The sequence below is a fragment of the Polynucleobacter sp. 39-46-10 genome, from assembly GCF_002282275.1.
In genome coordinates this window covers 1-1552 of sequence record NZ_NCJB01000446.1, presented here as the reverse complement: position 1 = coordinate 1552, position 1552 = coordinate 1, and the positions used below count along the sequence as shown (strand labels likewise).

Here is a 1552-nt window from a genome sequence, read left to right as displayed (position 1 = left end):
CAATCCACTAAACCATCACCCCATGAAGCGCTAGTGAGCACACCAGAGCTTTGGTTAGGAAATAGATCTAAACCACCCTGCGCATTGATTTTTACGCGTAGGAACTCATTACGACGATCACCCTTAAGCCAGTCAAAGTCAGCACGCATGGGATAAGACTGAGGCATGCCTGCATCTCGCCCTTGCAACTTCAGAATGAATGGCCTAACAAATAGAAGGAATGTCACAAAACTAGAAACTGGATTACCAGGTAGTCCAATAAACCAAGTTTCCGCCGGAAATGTATTGCTATTTTGGTCATCTGATTTACGAACAGCACCAAAAGCCAAAGGCTTACCAGGCTTAATGCCAATCTGCCAAAGATCCAATCTACCTTCAGCAGTTACTGCTGGTTTGATGTGATCCTCTTCACCAACAGATACACCGCCAGAAGTAATAATCAAATCATGATCTTTACTGGCCTTGCGCAGGGTTTCTTTCGTAGCCTCAAGGCTGTCGGGAACGATTCCAAAGTCTGTGGCGTCGCAGCCCAAGGATGTAATGCACGCCAGTAAAGTATCCCGATTGGAGTTGTAGATACCGCCCGGTTTGAGCGGCTCACCAGGAAGTGAAAGCTCATCGCCCGTAAAAAATGCTGCCACCCTGACTTTACGCTTCACATTTAAATGCGTTAGGCCAGCAGACGCTGCAACACCTAATTCTTGCGGTCGCAGAAAAGTCCCTGCATTTAAAGCTGTTTTGCCAGCAGTGAGGTCCTCACCTCTGCGACGGATCCATTGACCTGATGTTGGTGCAATATTGACCTGCACTTGATCAGTTGAACCCTCTGGAATAGCGCAGTCCTCCTGCATCACAACAGCATCAGCACCCGGAGGAACTGGGGCACCAGTAAAGATTCTGGCAGCAGTGCCTGGCTCTAGCTGCGTACCCATAGATCCCGCCGGGATGCGTTGGGCAATCTTGAGAGTGCTTCCAGGAATTTGGGTATCTGCACTACGCACTGCATAACCATCCATGGACGTGTTATCAAGTGGAGGCACATCGACGAGGCTATTTACATTCTCAGCGAGTACACGACCGAGAGCAGCTTGCATAGTGACTGTCTCACACTCACCTACAGCCTTTGCATTTGATAGCAGGTGGTCTAAAGCCTGCTGAGCAGTCAACATCGGAGGCTTAGTCATGGCACTTGATTTCTGAGTTAATTAAGGTGAGCAGTAATGAAGTTCTTCACTTGATTGACATCAGCATCGATATTTTCAACGCGCTGCGGCTTTGACTTGATATCTTTAAATGCCGGTGGGCATTCTGCAGGACGCCCCAATGCCACTTCAATCGTTTCTTCAAATTTAATAGGCAAGGCAGTCTCGAGAACAATCATCGGAATGCCTGCTTGCAAATGCTCGCGCGCCACCTTCACACCATCAGCTGTATGCGTATCAATCATGACGCCATACTGTGAGTCAATATTACGAATTGTCTCAAGGCGGTTTTCATGAGTACTGCGGCCGGATTGGAAACCATACTTAGCAATGTCTTTAAAGACAGCATC

1 protein-coding gene and 1 pseudogene are annotated in these 1552 nt (G+C 48.0%); both read right to left on the bottom strand.

Going from position 1 to position 1552, the window contains the following annotated elements:
• The coding region (gene glp, locus B7X71_RS16650; RefSeq protein WP_293601553.1) for a gephyrin-like molybdotransferase Glp at window positions 1–1184 on the bottom strand (1184 nt) is incomplete at its 3' end.
• 17 nt (window positions 1185–1201) lie between these two features.
• Window positions 1202–1552, bottom strand: a pseudogene (locus B7X71_RS16645) (threonine synthase); the annotation flags it as partial.